Origin of the sequence: Rhodococcus sp. IEGM 1318, from assembly GCF_033142465.1 — a bacterium.
In the GTDB taxonomy this organism is placed as follows: domain Bacteria; phylum Actinomycetota; class Actinomycetes; order Mycobacteriales; family Mycobacteriaceae; genus Rhodococcus_F; species Rhodococcus_F qingshengii_B.
The window spans coordinates 99,215-118,075 of the sequence record NZ_JAWLSC010000001.1 but is presented as its reverse complement, the minus strand read 5'-3'; the positions used below and the strand labels follow the sequence as shown (position 1 = coordinate 118,075).

Below are 18,861 nucleotides of genomic sequence, written 5' to 3'. Positions count from 1 at the left end.
GGCGTGAAGAAGGCTCCACCCCCGAAGATCGAGGGGGTCATCACCCGTGGCACGACGGGGATCAACAGACTGCGACGAAGTGACCGGTGGATCGTCCACAACCGCACTATCGCGCATGCCCTGAACAACGCGGCCGATCCGTTGATCGTCGACCTCGGGTACGGGGCGAGGCCGGACACCACCTTCGAGATGGCAAGCCGCCTCACCGCTGTCCGGCGGGATCGACGCGTCATCGGGCTCGAGATCGACCCCGCCCGCGTAGTCGAGAGTCGTGACGGTGTCAGCTTCGCCCGTGGCGGATTCGAACTAGCCGGTCTCACACCCGTTTTCGTACGCGCCTTCAACGTCCTCCGGCAATACCCGGAGGACGCTGTGGACTCTGCGTGGGCACACATTCAGTCCGGCCTCGCCCCGGGCGGACTGCTACTCGACGGAACCTGCGACGAGCTCGGAAGGCGTTGCGCCTGGGTGCTTCTCGACGCCGATCGTCCATTGACCCTGACGCTGGCCTGGGACCCCTTCGACATCGAGCGTCCTTCCGGCATCGCGGAACGTCTCCCGAAGGCTCTCATTCACCGCAACGTTCCAGGTGAGCCGATCCACGCTCTGCTCAGCGCGGCCGATCGAGCCTGGGCCACCGCTGCGCCACACGCCTCGTTCGGACCTCGACATCGCTGGGCTGCCGCATTGGAAATTCTTCGGGCGCAAGGAATTCCCGTGCAGCCCGCGCGACGACGTCTTCGCGACTGCATCCTGACGGTGCCATGGCATGTCGTAGCGCCGAACCCCTGAACTCGCAGACGGGAAACGCCTCGCCGCAGAAGTTGTCTCTGCGGCGAGGCGTCTGTGTGCCGGCGTCGGGCTAGGATCCGAAGATATTTTCCAGGCTTCCCAGCGAACCGGTCGAACTGCCGCCGTTGCCGGGATCGCCGCCGTCAGACTCTGCCGTGACCTTGACGGTGACTGCAGCCTGGGTCTCGGAACCGAGGTAGCCGTCAGTTCCGCTGAACACCGCGGTGATTCGGCGATCTCCGAGTTCGGTGAAAGTATGCGAGAGCGTGGCCTTGCCGTTCACCACGGCAACCGGTCCACCGATCGGGGTGGCTCCATCCATGAACTGGACCGTTCCTGCGCTGAGCATAGGTACCACTGCCGCAACAAGATCGACCTTCGCGCCCTTGACCGCTGACGCCGGGGCGCTCACGGTGATGGACGTTTCCTGATCCTCCGCGGCCGGAGCTGTGACCGAAACCGCCCGCGCGGCCGAGGTAGAGGTGAGGAATCCTGATGCACCCGAGTACACGGCCGTGATGTCGTGAGTGCCGACGCTCGCGAACTCGTGCATGATCGACGCCTTGCCGTCCACAACGGACACCGGCGAGCCGAGATTGCCCGAGCCGTCCTTGAACTGCACCGTGCCGCCTACCGGAGTCGGCGTGACGATCACGGAGAGACCAACTGCCGTACCGGTTTTTGCATCCGCCGGAACGGTCAAGGCCGTTTGGGTCTGCTGGTCGGTGGGAGCCGGCGCCTTGACGTTCACAGTCTGGATGTTCGACGTCGAACCCAGGTAGTTGCCCGAGCCCGAGAACACAGCGGTGATGCTGTACTCGCCCGCCACGTTGAAGGTCGGCGTGGTTGTTGCCTTACCCGAGGCGTCCACGAGAATCGGGGAGCCCAGATCCCTGCCACCTTCCTTGAACTGCACGGTTCCGCCTGCAACACCGGTCGAGACGGAGGCAGTGAACGACAAGGCCTCCCCTGTTGAACCTGTCGACGGGCCGACGAGGGTAGTCGCGGTGCTCTCCTCGACCACTACCGGAGCGACCGTCAACGCATGCGGCGCCGACGTCGAGGCCTGGTATACGCCGGAACCGGAGTACACCGCCACGATCGAATGCGCGCCTTCTGCAAAGGAATTCGTCAGCGAAGCCTTGCCGTCGGCATCGACGGTAACGGCGCCGCCGAGGTCGGTTACACCGTCCTTGAACTGCACCGTGCCACCCGCCGGAGTAGGCGACACCGTAGCCTCGACGGTCACGGACTCACCCGCCACAGCACTTGCGGGACCGGTGATCGTCGTTGCAGTGCTCTTGTCGGCTTCGGAGACGACGACGTCGACGGCCGACGACGTCGAGGTCGCTACCTTCGCATTGCCGAGATATTTGGCCGTCACGCTGTGCGTTCGAACGTCAGCAGCTGTCCAGGCAAGTGTTGCAACACCATTGGCGAGCGTGCCCGCACCGATCTTGGTGGCACCGTCGAAGAACTCCACCGAATCACCCTCAGCACCACCGGTCACTGCCGCCTTCAGCGCAACAGACTGCCCTACCTTGACGGCGTCCGCGGGAGACAGGGTCGTCGTCGAGACGTTCTTCTGAACGTTGATCGACGGACCACGACCATTTGTCGTGTCGTCAACGAACACCGTGCCGTCGAAATGCACCGTCGTCGACAAATCGGTACCACGCGCACAATCCGCGCCGACGCGGTACTGGAACTCGAACGTCTTCACGTCGCCGCCCCACATCGGCCATTCCGTAGCACCCGCACTCAACCGAACAGAATCAGCAGCCACCTCGTTGACGCGGAACGCACTACCGTTCACCGTCGCCGAACCGTCGACGTATGTCATGCACGCCGGATGAAAATCGCGCACCGCATACAGATTGTGAACCGCAGCAGTTCGCTTGAACACCGTCTTCGAGGTGATCACATCACCCTCGGACGGCGTGCCGTTACTGATCGTCCGAGTCACCTTGTACCCATCGGAATTGAACTCAGCCGTCACCGGAGCAGCACCAGCAACCCCGACACCCGCAACCACCGCGAAACCGGCAGCAACAGCAAACACACTCAAACCTGCAACTGCACGACGTGCAGAACCTACAGACATAGCTTTTCCTTCTCGAGAAGTGAGCGAAATGGGTGATGCCCCGCCGCCGAACGCGGGCGGGGCATCACCAGGTGTCGGTGGCTAGGAGCCGAAGATGTTGCCCAGGCTGCCGAGCGAACCGGTTCCACCGTTGCCGGGTTCTCCACCGTCAACCGGTGCGGCGATCTGGACGGAGACCTGATCGGACGACGCCGTCACTGTGCCGGCGCCCGAGTACTCCGCCGCGACAATTCGCTGACCCTGAGTTGCGGGCTTCCACGAAAGGCTGGCCTTTCCGGATGAATCGACCGTAGCCGTGCCGATGACGGTCTCGCCGTCCTTGAAGGTGACTGTGCCACCGGCATTTGCTGGGCTGACCTGAGCGGAGATGGTCTGCGCTACGCCCACCTGCCCCGCTCCTACACTGAGATCTGTTGTGGAACTTGTTGTTCCAGCGGGCTGTTCGGCCACTGTTACATTTGCGGTGGTACTCGACCCGGTGACGCCCGATCGGCCGGAGAATACGGCTTCCACTGTCTGCGCACCGGCAACCGTCGGAACCCAGGCGTAGGTGGCTTCACCGTTGCCTGCCACCGGTACCGAAGCCAGCACCGTTCCACCGACCTTGAACGTGACCGTTCCGCCGGTGCCCGACGCAGATACCGTTGCCTTGAGCGCGGTCGACTTGCCGACCTGGGCGCCCGAGATCGGCGCCAGGGTCGTGCTGGACTGAACGTCGGCCTGCGAAACGTTCACGATCAGCGCTGCCGAAGCCGAACCGACGGCACGCGCCGTGTCGGCGAACTTCGCTGTGATCGAGTGGTCTCCACGGGTGGTCGGCGTCCAGGCAAGTGTTGCAACACCATTGGCAAGAGAGCCTGCACCGATCTTGGAACCGGCGTCGAAGAACTCCACCTGATCACCGTCGGCACCACCGGTTACCGTCGCACTCAAGGTCACCGGTTGCCCCACCTGAGCCCCACTGACCGGCGACACGGCGGTCGTCGAGACGTTCTTCTGAACATTGATCGACGGACCACGACCATTTGTCGTGTCGTCAACGAACACCGTGCCGTCGAAATGCACCGTCGTCGACAAATCGGTACCACGCGCACAATCCGCACCAACGCGGTACTGGAACTCGAACGTCTTAACGTCGCCGCCCCACATCGGCCACTCCGTAGCACCCGCACTCAACCGAACAGAATCAGCAGCCACCTCGTTGACCCTGAACGCACTACCGTTCACCGTCGCCGAACCGTCGACGTATGTCATGCACGCCGGATGAAAATCGCGCACCGCATACATATTGTGAACCGCAGCAGTTCGCTTGAACACCGTCTTCGAGGTGATCACATCACCCTCGGACGGCGTGCCGTTACTGATCGTCCGAGTCACCTTGTACCCATCGGAATTGAACTCAGCCGTCACCGGAGCAGCACCAGCAACCCCGACACCCGCAACCACCGCGAAACCGGCAGCAACAGCAAACACACTCAAACCACCGACAACACGACGAACACCACTCACGGACATCCACAACCCTCTCGACAACGGGGGCAGACAGCCGTCCAGGACAAGCGTCCGTCTGCTTTCGATGCCGTGACGTTATCCCATTGACTGTAAAGTAACTACGCTTTTCGCAGATTTAGTTCATCTGCGACATCGCCGATCTGCAATAACACTAGGCCGAAAGTCCTAGACCACCGATCTCGATGTCGTTCTAACTGCAGGAAAGAGAAAATATTCGCCCCGAAGTTGCACATCTCAAATCTCTGATATCGGCGTCATATTCGATTTCGGACGTGATGCCAGAAGGTCGCAGAAGCATAAAAAATCAATCTCGATTACAGGCTTGCGGCGAGCGCCAACTCCACTCGAACAGCAACATCCACACTCGCGTTCTCACACGAGAGATACAACTCGTGCGCGTCGAGTCGACCGATCGCCACCGCATCGGCGACTACTTCGTTGAGTAGGACTTGGGAAATTCCACCGGAAGCCAGGTCGTGCACGGTACGCAACGGCGTGGTGATGCGGATGGGCCCGATCTGTTCACACTCGTCATCCGCGAGCGGCAGTCGGTGCAGGGCGACCTGGCGGGTCGGCGCCGCGAGAGGGTGCGCAACGGAGAGATGAATGAAGCGAGGTTGCAGGTGCCCGAGGCCGTGTAGATCTGCGGCACTGTAGTGCGAAACAGTGGCGCTACCGGCGAACCACGTGCACCACTTCGCAAACTCGTCCAAGGCAGTATGTCTGACGCGTTCGAGGCGAAAAAGTCCGCGACACTCAGTCGTCCAAGCTCCGGATTCCGTCATCTCGTCCATCAAGGCCAGACCGAAACCCAGTTCGGATGCCTGCAGAGCCGTGACAAATCCACACTGTCGTAGCGCCAGCAGCTCGAGTGACTCGTAGTCCGAAGCCATGACCACCTCCGGTGACCGTCGAAAACGCCGTTTCGAACAGACTACGGGCGACTGTGTCGCGCATCACAGGAATGAAGAAGTGCGTATTCACAGAGTTCGTTCAGACTCGTCGGGAAGAATCTGGCGAATGACTGTCGCAGCGAACAACCCTCGTCCGCGCAACCGAGTGCTCATCATCCTTCTCGTGGTGATCGCCGTACTCGTCGCGGCACTCGTCGGTGGAGAACTGTACGTACGCAACCAGGTGAAGACCTGCATGGCCGACCAGTTCCAGAGCGAACTGGGATCCCAGGTCGATGTCGGGTTGAGCTGGAAGCCCGTACTCCTGCAGGCAGTCGACAAGAAGGTGCCGTACATCAGCATCGACAGTGACGACTCTTCGTTCGGCCCCGCAACGGGAATGCAGGTTCACGCGAAGGTGAACGACATCAACTTGCAGCCCTCGGCGGGTAACAGCGGCACCATCGGCAGCTCCAGCGCCGACGTCAACTGGTCTACCGCAGGCATTCTCGCCACTTTGCAGGAGCAGACCTTCGGTGGCCTCGTCTCCGGCGTCACCGCCGACTCGAGCGCCGGAACACTCGCATTCGACGTCGGACCGGTCGGGCTCGCGAAGCTCACGGTCAAGCCCACCGTCACCAACGGAGTGGTCGACGTTCAGACCGTCGGTGCCGAGATTCTCGGATTGGGTCTGCCGACCGACCTGGTCGACGGCATCGTCCAGACACTCACCGACAGCCTGCAGACATACCCGCTGGACATGAAGCCCACGGAACTGACCGTCACCGACGACGCTATCGAGATCTCGCTCGAGGGTGGCGCCTACGCCATGCCCGTCGCCGACGCGAACAACCAGAACACCTCGGCGGTGCCGGACAGCTGCGGCCTGCTGACCTAGTCGGTCAGACCGTCCAATACTGCTCGGGTTCCGGACAATCCGAGGCGGGTGGCACCGGCCGCGATCATGTCGAGTGCCGCCTGCGTCGTACGTATTCCGCCACTGGCCTTGACTCCCACGCCCGGGCCGACGGTCTGCGCGATCAGTGTGACGGCCTCGACAGTTGCCCCGCCTGCAGGGTGGAATCCGGTGGAGGTCTTGACGAAGTTCGCCCCGGCGCGCACGGCTGCGCGGCAGCATTCGACGATGGCCTCGTCGGACAGCGCTGCGGTTTCGAGGATCACTTTGAGGATCGCACTCTCCCCCATCGCCTCGCGGACGGTTAGGATGTCTGCCAACACCGCGCTGTAGTCGCCGGCGACCGCCGCTCCTACGTCGATGACCATGTCGATCTCGGCTGCGCCTTGATCGACGGCCAGTCGCGCTTCAGCGCCCTTGACCAGTGAATGATGCTTCCCCGACGGGAATCCGACGACGGCCGCCGTCACCAGTCCTTCGGCGCGAACCGGCAACATCGACGGCGAGACGCAGACAGCGAGCACACCGAGGCTGCGTGCTTCGTCGATCAGGGCGGTCACATCGGCCGCGGTGGCTTCGGGTTTGAGCAGAGTGTGGTCCACCATCGCGGCAACCTGGGAACGAGTGAGTGCGGCTTCAGACATGATGGAAAGCTTGGCACACCACCACGCGACCGTCGCCGCAGCCGCACCTGAGAGACTAGGCCGCATGACCGCTGCACCTTCGATCGATGATCGTCGCTATGTTCTGTCCCTCGGCTGCCCCGACACCACGGGCATCGTCGCACGCATCTCGACCTTTCTCACCGACGTCGGTGGATGGATCGTGGAAGCTGCGTATCACGCCGATGCCGACACCGGATGGTTCTTCACGCGGCAGGCGGTCCGTGCGTCTTCGGTGAGCATGAGCATCGACGAGCTTCGTGAACGGTTCAAAGCTGTTGCGGCCGAGATCGGTCCGGAAACCGAGTGGACTCTTCACGACTCGGGTGCTCCCAAGAAGATCGTGCTGCTCGTGAGCAAGGAAGGTCACTGCTTGCATGATCTCCTGGGCCGCGCTGCGGGCGGGGAACTCCCGGCTGAAATCAGCGCCGTCATCGGCAATCACGAGGATCTGCGCAGTGTCACCGAGCGCCACGGGATCGACTTCCACCACGTTCCGTTCGCCAAGGACCCGGCTGAACGGGGACCGTCCTTCGAGAAGGTCCGCGCCCTGGTCGACGCTCACAACCCCGACGCCGTGGTTCTTGCACGCTTCATGCAGGTGCTGCCCGAATCACTGTGCGAGCACTGGGCCGGCCGCGCGATCAACATCCACCACAGCTTCTTGCCGTCGTTCATCGGTGCTCGCCCGTACCACCAGGCCTTCGCGCGCGGTGTGAAATTGATCGGCGCCACGTGCCACTACGTGACCGCCGAACTCGACGCCGGCCCGATCATCGAGCAGGACGTGATCCGTGTGGACCATGCCGACGATGTCGCCGACATGGTCCGTCAGGGTCGGGACATCGAAAAGCTCGTACTCTCACGCGGACTGCGCTGGCATCTGGAGGATCGTGTCCTGGTCCACGGCCGCAAGACGGTTGTCTTCAGCTAGAGCAGCGGTGCGCTAGAGGTTGCGCAGTCGCACGATTTCCTTGTCGAACTCGTCGATGTTCTCGATCGACGACATATGACCGACGCCCGGCAACACGATCAACCGTTCGAGGTTGCCGGCGTCGTCAAGGACCTGCGCAAGCTTGCGCGCATGGACCGGCGGAGTGAGCCGATCGAGCGAGCCGACGAGCACGGTGGTCGGCACTTCGAGATTGTCGAGTCCCTCGTGAATGTCGAGGGTGCTCAGCGCTGCTCCCCAACCGCCACGGATGCGGGGCTTGCACTCACGAACGATGTTCTCGCAGAACTGAATCTCGGCCTTGGTCGCGTTCGGTGACATCGAGACGTATTGGATCGCCTTCGTCATCGCGCCCGAGGAGACGAACGGAACGGGCGAGCTGAGGATGGCGCGGCCCACCGGGACCGGCACCCGAGGAAAACGATTGGGCAGTGGGATGACCGTGGTCTCCGCGATCAACCTCTCGCTCGCGGTGCTCGCGAGCATGACCGCCGATGCGTACGTCTTGACCTCGTCAGGGTGGCGACCAGCCCAGGCGATGATACTCATCCCGCCCATGCTGTGACCGACGATGACTGCCTTCTTGTCCTCGCGAACCGTGGCTGCCAGCACTGCAGACAGGTCGTCGGCGAGGACTTCCGGGCCGAGCGGAAGATTGCCGACGGTGCTGCGGCCGTGACCGCGCTGATCGTAGGTAATGACGCGATACTCGCCGGCAAGCGCATTGACCTGCGGGTACCAGAATTCGGTAGAGCACGTCCATCCGTGACTGAGAACGATCGGATCGCCGTCGACGGGACCGTAAGCCCGGACGTTGATGATCGCACCGTCGTCGGTGGTCAGTTCGCTGATATCGGCTTTGAGCGTCGGAGTCTTCAGGAGTGCGTTGGGTTCGACGTCGCTCGAGAGGGTCAAACCGCGCGTGGATCGGCGATGACGGATCCCCGCGACCACCGCGACGAGCGCTCCCACTCCGACGGCGCCTGCCAGTACTCGTAGCTCTGTGGTGCGCGAACGACTGGACATGCATTTACCCCTGACTGCTGCTGACGACAGACGGATGCAATCTATGTGTGACTGCCGTTAACCGACACTATCACTCGAACAACGCTCGTTGTCAGCGTTGAAGCGAAGAGTGGGGCAGCACACGATGAGCGGAAACCGCAGCACCGGATGAGCGGGAACCGCAGTACCAGATGAGCGGGAACCGCAGCGCACTACCAGCGAGAACCGCCGTGCTGGATGTCATCCACGCGCGGGCGAACGTCCACGAGATACACGCACACCGCAACGACCGCGATGATGCCCAGGAGACCGACCGGAGACGTCGCCAAAAGGATCAACGCCGCGACGATCAGAATTCCCAGCCAGATCGGTTTGGTCAATTTGTTGACGGCAGTGAAGGCGTCCGGGCGCTGCCTGACGGCATGGACGATCGCGTAGACAGCACCCACCAGCGCGAGCACTTTCAGTGCGAGAAATATCAGACCGACTAGCCCATCGACTTGAGTCACAACTACATCCTAAGTTCTCATCCGGTTCCCGACGAACACGAAGGCTCCCACACTCGGCTGAGCGCGGGAGCCTTCGGCAGGTGGAGCTGGGCAAATCAGGCCTTCTTGGCCGGAGCAGCCTTCTTGGCCGGAGCCGGCGCGGTGGCCTTGGCCGGTGCAGCCTTCGCGGGAGCAGCCTTGGCCGGAGCGGCCTTCTTGGCGGCGGTGGTTGCGCGCTCCTGGACGTCGGAAGCAGCAGCGGTCACGCGAGCGGCAGCTTCCTTGGAAGCCTCGTCAGCCTGGTCACCGAGGTCGAGAACCTTCAGTGCAGCCTCGTCGCCGGCGTCGGCAATCTTCTCACCGGCGTCAGAGATCTTCTCGCCGACCTCTTCTGCGGTGTCGGAGATGCGTCCGGCAGCGCGGCCGGCCAGCTTGGCAGCCTGCTCGCCCACGGCGCGCGTCTGACGAGCAACGGTTCCGAGTGCGTCTTCGGTCAGCTCGACGGCGTCGCCGAGTGCCGACTCTGCAGCAGCGATACCCTCTTCGACTGCGGGCTGCTTGCGGATGCGCTCGACTGCGTCTTCGCCGCGCTCTGCGAGGGAGTTGTACAAATCGCCGGCAACCTTGAGATATGCCTCGGCGACCTTGCGGAGCTCCTCGGGTGCGAACTTCTCGCGCAGCTCGGCGAGCTCTTCGGGCAGCTCGGACGGCAGGCCGGCGAGACGCTCACGCAGCGCATCGACGCTCTCGGCGACGTCACCCTGGACGGAAGCAAGCTTCTCGCGGGCACCGTCGACACGGCCGTTGACGTCACCCTGGGTGTTCTCGGCGCGCTCACGAACCTGAGCAACAACGTCGGCTACGGCCTGGACGACGAGGTCGCCTGCACCGACGGCGGCGTAGAGCGAGGTCTTGACGCTGTCGATGGCGTTCTTGTCAGTCATCTTTTTCTCCTAGTGAAGTCTCGGTGTCTGGAATTGCGGCCGATTCAGCGAAATCGGGCGCTGCGGCTGGTCTGGACGACTCGTTTTCGCGACAGAACGAGTCGTAGATTTCGAGCAGTACTTGCTTCTGCCGTTCGTTGATGGCCGTCTCGGCCAACACCGCGTCCCTGATGGGACTGTGCGGGCGTTGTTCGAGATATCCCGCTTGGACGTACAGGACTTCCGAGGAGACTCGAAGACCCTTGGCAATTTGCGCCAGTACGTCTGCCGACGGTTTGCGCAATCCGCGTTCGATCTGACTCAGATACGGATTGCTGACGCCGGCGAGTTGAGCAAGTTGGCGCATCGAAACTTGGGCGGCTTCCCGCTGTGCACGAATGAACCCCCCGATGTCGTGTGCCGCAGAGCTGACGACGCGAGCTGCCAAGTCGCTTGCTCCGGCTGCGGCACCGGATGATTCACGATCTCCGTCGTCGGAGTTCGTCGACTTCGCTGGCATTGCGTCCTCCCTTTCCAGTGGACATTTCCCAGGATAGGAGAGGGTGCTAACTATTGCAAGCACTACTGCTAGCACTCGTGGTGGACGTCACATATCGGACATCTCAGCCGAAGATGAGCGTCGAAATCGTATAGATCAGCAGACCGGCGATCGACCCGACAACGGTGCCGTTGATACGGATGAACTGAAGGTCTCGACCGACCTGCAATTCGATCTTTTCGCTTGCTTCGTCGGCATCCCACCGCTCGACCGTGTCGCTGATGACCCCGGTGATCTCGTCGGTGTAGTTCTCCGCGATGTACTTGGTGCCCTGCACCAGCCAGCCGTCGACCTTCGCGCGCATGGAGTCGTCGTCGCGCAGCCTGACTCCGAGGCCGGCCACGTTCTCGGCGACCTTGGTTCGCAGGGTGCTGTTCGGATCGTCGACGGACTCCATGATGAGTCGCTTGGCGACCTGCCACGTCGACGACGCCAGACCGGTCACTTCTTCGCGGCCCATGATCTCGGCCTTGATCCCCTCGGCCTTCTTGATGGTCTCCGGGTCGTTCTGAAGATCGTCCGCGAAATCGATCAGGAAGCGATTGGCAGCGAGGCGCACCTCATGCTCGGGATTGGAACGAACTTTCCAGGTGAACTCGACGAGCTCCTTGTAGATCTTCTCCCCCAGCATGGCGTCGACGAACTTCGGTGACCATGCCGGCGAATCACGAACGATCACACGATCGATCGTTTCCTGGCTGCCGAGAGCCCACTGATGCGCGCGCTCGGCCAGCAGTTCGATGATCGGCAGTTGCTTGTTGTCCTTGAGAAGCTCACCGAGCACTCGGCCGATCGGCGGTCCCCACATCGGCTCGGCGAGACGCTTCACGATCGTGTTGTCGATGATCTGGGCGATGTCCTCGTCGCGAAGAACCTCGACCATGCCGCGCAAGACCGTCGACGTCTCGGCGGCGACGCGAGCGGCATTGGCAGGTTCAGCCATCCACGTGCCGAGTCGGAGCGGAATCTGCGCCTGCTGCACCTTGGCCGACACAACTTCGGGAGCCAGGAAGTTCTGTCCGACGAACGAACTCAGACTGGCCCCGAGCTGGTCCTTCTTGCGCTTGATGATCGCGGTGTGTGGGATGGGAAGCCCCATCGGATGACGGAAGAGTGCGGTGACGGCAAACCAGTCGGCAAGTGCGCCGACCATGCCGGCCTCCGACGCGGCCCGGACGTATCCGACCCACTCTCCGGCACCGCGGGATTCCTGCCACCGGCAGAAGATGTAGACCACCGTCGCGAAGCCGAGGAGGCCCGTGGCGAAGACCTTCATCTTGCGAAGGTCCCGACGCTTGGCGGCGTCGTCGAAGGCGGAGAGGCTCAATTGCTGCACCCACGCCATTGTGCCGAAAGGTGTGACGCGGCGTAGCGCGAGCGACACGAAGTCTGATCCTGCAGGACCTAATCCCCCTAACTGCCGATGTGAGTGCCCGAGGTAAAGGCACGGACATTAAGCTGGAACGGAAAAGTAGACCGATCGGACGTGGCTCGCACCACAGATATGAGATGACTCGTGGCCAAGAATGCCGTGCAGGACAACGAGCAGGTAGACGGCACAGTCGTTGCTGATGCGAAGCCCGAGAAATCCGACGGTCGCAAGCGTCGTTGGCGTGAGCACAAGATCGCTCGCCGCGAGGAACTCGTCGACGGCACCATCGCCGCAATCCGGGCGCGCGGCCGTGAGATCGGCATGGACGAGATCGCATCCGAGATCGGTGTCTCCAAGACAGTGCTCTACCGCTACTTCGCCGACAAGAGCGACCTCACCACCGCCACGATGATGCGGTACGTCGAGACAATCCTCTCGCCGCGTATCTACGAAGCGATCAGCGGTGATCTCGACGATTTCGAACTCACTCAGGCCAGCATCACCGCGTACGTCGAAACCGTGGCATCCGACCCGGACATCTACCTCTACGTCATGGCCAACGGCGCCGGCGCCAACCGCGACGTCGTTGCCGACTCCGAGCGCATGATCGCCGAATTGCTCTCCACGGTGTTGGGCAATCGTCTTCGCGAGATGGAAATGGATTCCGGCGGCTCCCTGCCGTGGGCGTTCGGGATCGTCGGCGGAATTCAGCTCGCGACGCACTGGTGGATCTCCAACAAGTCGATGTCCGCAGAATCGCTGATCGACTACCTCACGATGATGACCTGGGGCGGAATCACCGGCATCGCTGCGGTCAATGGATCACCGGCCAAGTTCAAGTCCGTTCCCCATCCCCTCGTCAAGCCCGCCGAGAACTGACTCGCCCGAGACCGAACTTTCAGGTCACAGGGGTCAATCCTGTGACATTCTTTCGGCATGGCACAAGACTCGCTGTGGGAAACACCAGCCGCCAAAGCCCTGCGGGCAGACCCCGGGTTCGAACTCGATCAACTCGATCGCAACAGCACTTCGGGATTCACCGGAAACAAAGCTGACGGCGCACGTCTGCTCGAGGAGCGCGGCGCGGTTCTGTCCGACCTGCAGGAGTTGCTGTACGCCAACGGCCGGTCCGGGGACAGTCGCTCGATTCTGCTGGTCCTGCAAGGCATGGACACCGCAGGCAAGGGCGGCATGGTCCGGCACGTGATCGGTCATGTGGATCCTTCAGGAGTTCAGCACGCAGCTTTCGGTGTCCCGACCGAAGAAGAGAAGCAACACCACTACCTCTGGCGGATCAAGAAGGAACTACCCCGCGGCGGCTATCTCGGTGTGTTCGATCGCTCCCACTACGAGGACGTCCTGGTCGTGCGCGTTCACGATCTTGTCCCGGAGGATGTCTGGAGCAAGCGCTACGACGAGATCAACCAGTTCGAGAAGGAACTCGTCGACGCCGGAACCACCATCGTGAAGGTCGCAATGTTCGTCTCGCTCGACGAACAGAAGAAGCGACTCGAAGAACGTCTCGTCCGTCCGGACAAGTACTGGAAGTACAACCCGGGCGACGTGACCGAGCGCGGGTTGTGGCCGGCTTATCAGCAGGCGTATCAGGCAATGCTCGACAAGACGTCGACCGAGCATGCACCGTGGTACGTCGTGCCGTGTGATCGCAAGTGGTACAGCCGAATTGCGGTCACGGAGCTACTGATCGATGCTCTGGAGAAGCTCGATCTCGACTGGCCGCCTGCCAACTTCGACATCGAGGCGGAGAAGGCGCGACTCGCACAGTCCTGATCAGAAGCAGTCCCGATCAGAACAGGTGTGGGGATTCGCGGTGCACTTTGTGGTCGTGACGCACAGTGCTGGCGTACAGGGCTACCGCGAGGCCGATGGACGCGACGCCGGCGAGTCCGGCGATCAATGCCCAACCACCCTGTCCTGAGCCTGCCGCCACCAGGAAACTGCCGAGGCAGACCACTGTGGCCAACACCAGGAAGTACGACGCCCACGCTGCAAAGAGATTGAGCTTCATTGTTCGCTCCTCCGGTCGGATCTCTTTCGTTTCGACCATACGCCGGAGTATGACGGTCGACAAGACACACTCGTCGCGAGGTTTCCCGACGACCACGCCGGGTAGCCGAATTACATGGACATCGGAACTCTTTACCGCGGAATCGAATCGGCGCGCGGACTGGACGGTCCGTCCACTGGCATGAGGCGCAAGATCCTCGCGATCACCGAGCGATCAGACGGGTCACGTACTGTCGCAGCGCTTCTCCGGGGCGCTGCTGTCGGGCATCCCATCCATCCCGCCCTCGTAGCGATTCCGGTAGGCGCCTGGACAGCTTCGCTGATGTTCGACACCGTGCTCCGCGACCCGCGGACCGCACGACGATTGATCGGGCTCGGGTTGGTCTCGACGCCACCGGTTTTGCTGACGGGCTGGCTGGACTGGTCCGAACGTGGCGACGTCGCCCGCCGTGTGGGACTGGTGCACGCTGCGTCGAATGCAGTGGGTATCTGGTCCTTTGCCGCGTCGTATCGGTTACGCGGAAAGGACTCACTAGCGCTGGCGCGGGTTCTCTCGGCGCTGGGACTCGCCGCGGTCGGCATCGGTGGTGCGCTCGGCGGTCACATCGTCTTTCGACTCATGGACGATCGACTCATGGACGATCCGGGCGTCGAAGCTGCCTCGACGCCCGTTCTCGATCCCATCCTGGACGTGGTCAACTGAGCTGATCGAATATGAATACTGTTCAGGCGTAAGCACTTCCGGAATAACTTCGCAGTTCCCGCGCGGTCTCGTCCGAATCCGCCAGCGGCCTGTTCATGACCCAGTGCGGGCTGCGGGTGCCCAGTGTCGCGGCAAAGTCGGCGACTGCGTCCGGGGCCGGCACCGCGTGTTCGCCCAGATATCCGAGAACGATCAGGTCCTCCCCCGAACGAGTCTCCACGGCCAAGGCCCAACCGCACGTCTCCTCCCAGAGCAACGCCACCTCACGCCCGGGAAAACGCGGCAGCGTTCGGTCCAACGCGATGTAGGCCTCCAGGGGGTGCTCGCGCCTGCAACACCATTGCTCGATGCCGGCTCCCACGCCGACCGCCACACGTTGTACGTACCGCTCGAACCCGAGTCCGACGGTTGCGTCGACCAGCATTTGTTCTGTCATCGAACCTCACTCCTCGCCATCGTGTTTGGAATGTGCCCAGCGCCGACCGCGCCGAAACCCGGTTCAGATCATGGACTCCGGGTATCCCCAGACGAACCGATCAAGTGGAGAGGGGACCCGATGAAGTACTCGCCCGCTATGGCTCCCGGACGAATGCTCAAGATCTCCATGGTGTCGGTCAACGCCGATCCACTCGCACCGGTGGGCTGCTCGGCAGCTGGTGCACAGAACCTGCACGTCGACGAGCTGTCCGCGGCCTTGGTTCGCGCCGGACACGACGTCACCGTCTTCACCCGGAGGGCGCATGTCGGTGGACCGGACCGCGTTCGCGCTCGCGCCGGGTACTGCGTCGACTATCTCGAGGCCGGTCCGACTCAGGCTCTCCCGGATGCCGAAATCCTTCCTCACCTGGGAACCTTTGCCAGCATTCTGCGCGCTCAATGGAGTACCGACCGACCCGATGTGGTGCACTCGCATTTCTGGATGTCTGGTGTGGCAACGGAACTCGCGACCCGCTCGCTCGGCATCCCTGTACTTCAGACATTCCATTCCCTGGGATCTGCCGCGCACCGCCACCTCGGAGCAGCCGACGACAGTCCCTCGGAGCGGACTCACCTGGAACCGTTGATCGCCCGGGGCGCAACCCATGTCATCGCGACCAGTTCGGACGAAATCTTCGATCTGGTTCGGCAGGGATCACCACGATCACGCACCACGATGGTGCCATCGGGCGTCGACACCGAGGCGTTCACCCCTGAAGGACCCGCCGCGAAGAAGACCGCACCGCATCGATTGATCTGCGTCGGAAGGCTGGTGGAGCAGAAGGGCTTCGATGTTGCCGTCGCCGCGCTGGCTTCGCTGCCAGACACGGAGTTGGTGGTGATCGGCGGGCCGCCCGTCGCACAACTGAGCACCGACGAGGTGGCGATCCGCTTGGTCAAGCTCGCCGAGCGGCTCGGCGTCGCAGATCGAGTCCAATTATTGGGGCGGGTTCCGCACCGCCAACTACCTAAACTGATGCGATCGGCCGACGCCCTCGTCTGTACCCCCAGATACGAACCGTTCGGAATCGCGGCTCTGGAGGCGATGGCGTGCGGAGTCCCGGTTGTGGCGACTCCTGTTGGCGGACTGCGGGATACCGTGATCGACGGGCTCACCGGGCGGCGGGTTCCGGTCAACAATCCGGCGGAAACCGCGCGGGCAGTCCGGCATCTTCTCGACGACGAGGACGAAGGCGCGGCATTTGCACGGCAGAGCCGGGCTCGCGCGTGCGAATCGTATTCATGGGATCACGTCGCCACCGAAGTGGTCCGAACCTACGGCCGCTGCGTCACAGCACCGCCGAGAGCCCGCCAACACAAGGGCACTCACCGAAGTGAAGTGCACTGACGCTGACGGGCTCTACGAACCTGATTTCACAAAGCTGTGAGTGACACTGCGGAATCAAGCCGGGAAACGTCGGGTCTCTTCGAGGCCGATCGCGTGATCCAGCGACTCGTAGCAGGCAAACATCGACTCCTGACCAGCTGCTTTGAGTAGCCTCTGAACCGGGCGGGCGCAGACGAGCGCGAGTGTGCCGCCCACGTCGCGTGATCGCGTCGACAGGACCGACAGCACGGACAAGCCGCACGTCCCCATGAATTCGAGTTCGGAGAGATCGACAACCAGCGTCCGGTCCGCGGCAACGTGGTACGTCAAGAAGTCACGAAAAGCATTGGCGCTCATCAGGTCGATCTCGCCACGAACGTGGATCACAGCGGTATGTGCACTGATGCGGTGCGCGTGAAACGATGCGGTCGCTGTCCCGGTCGCGGGAGGTCCGTAATCTACCGATCCCTTCGCCGCGTTCGTAAAGCCTGAAATAGATGATCCTGGAACAACAGTCATGGTTCTCCCATCCCGCAACGGTTCACACTCTGCAAAAGAGAAGGGACCTCCGAAGGAGCCGCACGATGAACGGGTCTCCAGAATTACGGATAAATCCCTCATCGGCTGTGTGCTCAACCTCGGTTTGAAACAGTACGCCAGCATGACCGGCGTCACAAGTGCGTTGCGACCATTCGTTTCGGTGTTCCGAACAAAAATGTGGTTTGGTCTGCGCTTCCGCGAGGTAATCCGATGTTGCGATCGCCAACGGTCGTGAGCAGATCTGTGTCGTTTACCCCGGCACCACCATCGACCAAATTTCGTGTTCGGGGGTCACTGTGAAGGTCGAGATGGGTATCGTTCTCGGCACCAGACTTCACCGCGACCCCTGGTACGACGATCCGGAGAACTTATGGCACACCTCAGCGCACTCGAGCCCGATCAGGATCAGACTCAGCCAGTTGTGGAGTTGAGGATTCAAGCGACTCTCGATCAGCTGTCGATTTTGCGTGCACTGGCCGCCACTGTTGCCATTCAGGAAAACTTCGACCTCGACGCCATCGCCGACATCAAATTGGCCATGGACGAAATCTGTACGCATCTGATTGTTCGTGCTGCGCCTGATTCGGTTCTGGTGTGTCGGTTCGTGTTCACTCCCCCGCAACTGCACGTATCCGTATCGACGACAACCACGGAGTACGAGGACAGCACTCAGCGATCGTTCGGGTGGCACATCCTCACCGAACTCACCGATTCGATTTCGCTCGACCAGGAAGAGAACCTCGGCGGCGTCGGCTACATCACGACCATGAAGTTCACCAAGGCCCTCAGCGGGCGCCTGTGACCGCTTCCGCAGACGGCCCGTCACGCCCGCGCCGGCGGTCCACCGACGAATATCGGGACGTCATACCCGTTTTCGAGGAAATGCGGACCCTCGAGCCCCACAGTCCGGAGTACGAACGAGTGCGCACCGCACTGATCACCAGGTGCCTACCGTTGGCCGAACACATCGCCAGACGATTCGACGGGCGCGGCGAGGCACACGACGATCTGGTTCAGGTGGCGCGCCTCGGTCTGGTCAACGCCGTCGACCGTTTCGATTCCACGCGCGGATCCGATTTCGTCTCGTTCGCAGTTCCCACCGTAATGGGTGAGGTTCGGCGACACTTCCGTGACACCGGTTGGGCGCTACGAGTTCCGCGTCGGATGAAGGAGTTGCATTTCCAACTCGGGCAGGCGATCAGTGAGCTGTCACAACAACTCGGGCACGCGCCGACCGTCGACGAGTTGGCCGAGACGTTGGGAATCGAGCGCGAAGAAGTCGCCCAGGCGTTGATCGCCGGCAATGCGTACCAGACCGTCTCGGTCGACGGTGCCGCGTCCAATCACACCGATGATCTCCCGCTCGTGGAGACACTCGGTGACTACGACGCCGCACTCGAGAACGTCGAGAATCACGAGGCGTTGCGTCCTCTTCTCGACAAGCTTCCCGAACGAGAGCGGACGGTGTTGATGCTCAGATTCTTCGGAAACCTGACGCAAACACAGATCGCCGAGAAAGTCGGCGTATCCCAGATGCACGTGTCGAGATTGCTCGCGAAGACACTGAGTAATCTCCGCGAGCAACTCGACTGAGTGGGACTGAGCGGG

At 62.1% G+C, this 18,861-nt stretch carries 21 protein-coding genes; 9 read left to right on the top strand and 12 right to left on the bottom strand.

The window, feature by feature from the left end; all coding sequences use genetic code 11:
• Nucleotides 1-3 precede the first annotated feature (3 nt).
• A complete protein-coding gene (locus tag R4P65_RS00565) occupies nucleotides 4-792 on the top strand; it encodes a class I SAM-dependent methyltransferase (protein WP_317825098.1) in 789 nt (262 codons plus the stop codon).
• 70 nt (nucleotides 793-862) lie between these two features.
• Here the strand turns inward: R4P65_RS00565 and R4P65_RS00560 are convergent, their stop codons facing one another.
• The 3 genes from R4P65_RS00560 to R4P65_RS00550 all read right to left on the bottom strand — a co-directional run bounded on the left by R4P65_RS00560 (nucleotide 863) and on the right by R4P65_RS00550 (nucleotide 5,301).
• Nucleotides 863-2,896: an Ig-like domain-containing protein gene (locus R4P65_RS00560; RefSeq protein WP_317825097.1), complete on the bottom strand. Its 2,034-nt coding sequence runs from the start codon at nucleotides 2,894-2,896 to the stop codon at nucleotides 863-865.
• 81 nt (nucleotides 2,897-2,977) lie between these two features.
• Nucleotides 2,978-4,411, bottom strand: a complete 1,434-nt coding sequence (locus R4P65_RS00555) for an Ig-like domain-containing protein (RefSeq protein ID WP_317825096.1) — start codon at nucleotides 4,409-4,411, stop codon at nucleotides 2,978-2,980.
• 311 nt (nucleotides 4,412-4,722) lie between these two features.
• The gene (locus tag R4P65_RS00550) at nucleotides 4,723-5,301 is read right to left on the bottom strand and encodes a hypothetical protein (protein WP_317825095.1); all 579 of its coding nucleotides are present in this window, start codon (nucleotides 5,299-5,301) and stop codon (nucleotides 4,723-4,725) included.
• A gap of 127 nt (nucleotides 5,302-5,428) precedes the next feature.
• On the opposite strand from R4P65_RS00550, the gene R4P65_RS00545 reads away from it, so the two are divergent.
• Nucleotides 5,429-6,199, top strand: a complete 771-nt coding sequence (locus tag R4P65_RS00545; protein WP_230816903.1) for a DUF2993 domain-containing protein — start codon at nucleotides 5,429-5,431, stop codon at nucleotides 6,197-6,199.
• On the opposite strand, the gene deoC is transcribed toward R4P65_RS00545, so the two are convergent.
• Nucleotides 6,196-6,861 carry a deoxyribose-phosphate aldolase gene (deoC, locus tag R4P65_RS00540; RefSeq protein WP_317825094.1) on the bottom strand — a complete coding sequence of 222 codons (666 nt, stop codon included), beginning with the start codon at nucleotides 6,859-6,861 and terminating at the stop codon, nucleotides 6,196-6,198. The two genes, R4P65_RS00545 and deoC, sit on opposite strands and share 4 nt — an antisense overlap.
• A 64-nt stretch (nucleotides 6,862-6,925) precedes the next feature.
• On the opposite strand from deoC, the gene purU reads away from it, so the two are divergent.
• Complete coding sequence (purU, locus tag R4P65_RS00535; RefSeq protein WP_003941509.1) at nucleotides 6,926-7,813, top strand: formyltetrahydrofolate deformylase; 888 nt, start codon at nucleotides 6,926-6,928, stop codon at nucleotides 7,811-7,813.
• Between the two features lie 12 nt (nucleotides 7,814-7,825).
• Here purU and R4P65_RS00530 read toward each other — a convergent pair whose 3' ends face one another.
• The 5 genes from R4P65_RS00530 to R4P65_RS00510 form a co-directional block, all read right to left on the bottom strand.
• A complete protein-coding gene (locus R4P65_RS00530) occupies nucleotides 7,826-8,857 on the bottom strand; it encodes an alpha/beta hydrolase (RefSeq protein ID WP_317825093.1) in 1,032 nt (343 codons plus the stop codon).
• Nucleotides 8,858-9,048: 191 nt separating this feature from the next.
• Entirely contained in the window at nucleotides 9,049-9,345 is a 297-nt protein-coding gene (locus R4P65_RS00525) for a DUF2516 family protein (protein WP_003941505.1), read from the bottom strand.
• A 95-nt stretch (nucleotides 9,346-9,440) separates the two neighbouring features.
• Nucleotides 9,441-10,268: a heparin-binding hemagglutinin gene (locus R4P65_RS00520; RefSeq protein WP_230816899.1), complete on the bottom strand. Its 828-nt coding sequence runs from the start codon at nucleotides 10,266-10,268 to the stop codon at nucleotides 9,441-9,443.
• Entirely contained in the window at nucleotides 10,261-10,767 is a 507-nt protein-coding gene (locus R4P65_RS00515; RefSeq protein WP_230816898.1) for a helix-turn-helix domain-containing protein, read from the bottom strand. The genes R4P65_RS00520 and R4P65_RS00515 overlap by 8 nt, the downstream gene beginning before the upstream one ends.
• Before the next feature lie 103 nt (nucleotides 10,768-10,870).
• A complete protein-coding gene (locus R4P65_RS00510; protein WP_411742507.1) occupies nucleotides 10,871-12,142 on the bottom strand; it encodes a DUF445 domain-containing protein in 1,272 nt (423 codons plus the stop codon).
• Nucleotides 12,143-12,322: 180 nt separating this feature from the next.
• Here R4P65_RS00510 and R4P65_RS00505 point away from each other — a divergent pair, with 180 nt between their 5' ends.
• Nucleotides 12,323-13,057 carry a TetR/AcrR family transcriptional regulator gene (locus tag R4P65_RS00505; protein ID WP_230816896.1) on the top strand — a complete coding sequence of 245 codons (735 nt, stop codon included), beginning with the start codon at nucleotides 12,323-12,325 and terminating at the stop codon, nucleotides 13,055-13,057.
• Between the two features lie 57 nt (nucleotides 13,058-13,114).
• Nucleotides 13,115-13,969, top strand: coding sequence for a polyphosphate kinase 2 family protein (locus R4P65_RS00500; protein WP_317825092.1), 855 nt, complete (start codon nucleotides 13,115-13,117; stop codon nucleotides 13,967-13,969).
• 16 nt (nucleotides 13,970-13,985) lie between these two features.
• Here R4P65_RS00500 and R4P65_RS00495 read toward each other — a convergent pair whose 3' ends face one another.
• A complete protein-coding gene (locus tag R4P65_RS00495; protein WP_230816894.1) occupies nucleotides 13,986-14,207 on the bottom strand; it encodes a hypothetical protein in 222 nt (73 codons plus the stop codon).
• Nucleotides 14,208-14,321: 114 nt separating this feature from the next.
• Between R4P65_RS00495 and R4P65_RS00490 the strand changes: the two genes are divergently transcribed.
• Nucleotides 14,322-14,909: a DUF2231 domain-containing protein gene (locus R4P65_RS00490; protein ID WP_317825091.1), complete on the top strand. Its 588-nt coding sequence runs from the start codon at nucleotides 14,322-14,324 to the stop codon at nucleotides 14,907-14,909.
• A gap of 22 nt (nucleotides 14,910-14,931) precedes the next feature.
• Here R4P65_RS00490 and R4P65_RS00485 read toward each other — a convergent pair whose 3' ends face one another.
• On the bottom strand, nucleotides 14,932-15,345 hold the full coding sequence (locus tag R4P65_RS00485; RefSeq protein ID WP_230816892.1) for a DUF6292 family protein: 414 nt from the start codon (nucleotides 15,343-15,345) through the stop codon (nucleotides 14,932-14,934).
• Nucleotides 15,346-15,465: 120 nt separating this feature from the next.
• On the opposite strand from R4P65_RS00485, the gene R4P65_RS00480 reads away from it, so the two are divergent.
• The gene (locus R4P65_RS00480) at nucleotides 15,466-16,734 is read left to right on the top strand and encodes a glycosyltransferase (protein ID WP_230816891.1); all 1,269 of its coding nucleotides are present in this window, start codon (nucleotides 15,466-15,468) and stop codon (nucleotides 16,732-16,734) included.
• A 54-nt stretch (nucleotides 16,735-16,788) separates the two neighbouring features.
• Here R4P65_RS00480 and R4P65_RS00475 read toward each other — a convergent pair whose 3' ends face one another.
• Nucleotides 16,789-17,232, bottom strand: coding sequence for an STAS domain-containing protein (locus tag R4P65_RS00475; RefSeq protein WP_020968900.1), 444 nt, complete (start codon nucleotides 17,230-17,232; stop codon nucleotides 16,789-16,791).
• A 391-nt stretch (nucleotides 17,233-17,623) separates the two neighbouring features.
• Between R4P65_RS00475 and R4P65_RS00470 the strand changes: the two genes are divergently transcribed.
• The gene (locus R4P65_RS00470; protein WP_020968899.1) at nucleotides 17,624-18,055 is read left to right on the top strand and encodes an ATP-binding protein; all 432 of its coding nucleotides are present in this window, start codon (nucleotides 17,624-17,626) and stop codon (nucleotides 18,053-18,055) included.
• The gene (locus R4P65_RS00465; protein WP_020906739.1) at nucleotides 18,052-18,846 is read left to right on the top strand and encodes an RNA polymerase sigma factor SigF; all 795 of its coding nucleotides are present in this window, start codon (nucleotides 18,052-18,054) and stop codon (nucleotides 18,844-18,846) included. Before R4P65_RS00470 ends, R4P65_RS00465 begins: the two co-directional genes overlap by 4 nt.
• Nucleotides 18,847-18,861 lie beyond the last annotated feature (15 nt).